At 49.1% G+C, this 753-nt stretch carries 2 protein-coding genes; one reads left to right on the top strand and one right to left on the bottom strand.

Annotation, left to right across the window (positions count from 1 at the left end; translation table 11 throughout):
- Nucleotides 1-109 (top strand): LuxR C-terminal-related transcriptional regulator (locus R7Z77_RS25240; RefSeq protein WP_318137031.1); only part of this gene is annotated, 109 nt, incomplete at its 5' end.
- A 3-nt stretch (nt 110-112) separates the two neighbouring features.
- Here R7Z77_RS25240 and R7Z77_RS25235 read toward each other — a convergent pair.
- Nucleotides 113-753: TrkA C-terminal domain-containing protein (locus R7Z77_RS25235; RefSeq protein ID WP_318137030.1), on the bottom strand; the 641-nt coding region annotated here is incomplete at its 5' end.

The following is a 753-nucleotide window of genomic DNA, read 5'->3' as shown; positions in this document are numbered from 1 at the left end:
GAATGTATCAGAAGCCACCATCAAAGCACACATGACGGCGATTTTCCGCAAGCTCGGCGTGAAGAACCGCACGCAAGCCGTCATCATATTAACGGAAATGAATGATTAGGATTTAGTCCTCCTCTTCCCCTTCCTCTTCTTCATTGGGTAAACGTAAGCCAACCTTAGTTACTTGGTGATCCACCACGTCCGCGATTACCCATTGCAATCCTTGCCATTCAAACTGGTCGCCCAAAACAGGCGTGCTACCCAGCTGTTCTTCAACAATATTGCTCAAGGTTTTATCTTGCAGTTCATCGCCCAAATTCAAACCGTACATCATCGCCACGTCGGCCAGCTTCACTTCAATATCTAAGAAGAAATCACCAAAGAAACGAGTCAGAGAGGCTTTCTCCGGCGCTTCACTGAACAACAAGCTCAGTGCAGCTAAGTCTTTCTCTTGAGCCAATACACATAGGGTATCGTCTTCTTCCAACCTGGTACTGCCCGATGGGTGAAGCAGTTCTTGATTACGGAAAACAGCCGCAATGCGCGTGCCTTCAGGCATCGACAAACTACGCAGCGGTTCGCCAATGCACCATTTATCCGCTTTCAATCGGTAAATAAACAGTTCCCACTCACTGGTTGGGTAAATCTCCACACCAGTGCGAGAGATTGGCTCGGGCTTTGGTGGCAACTCAACCTTGGCAAGCGACATCGCTTTGGTCAGCGTACCGCCCTGAACGATCAGCGATACCATCACCACGAAGAAGG

The organism is Vibrio sp. 1401 (assembly GCF_033340295.1).
This window is presented reverse-complemented; position numbering and strand designations above follow the sequence as displayed.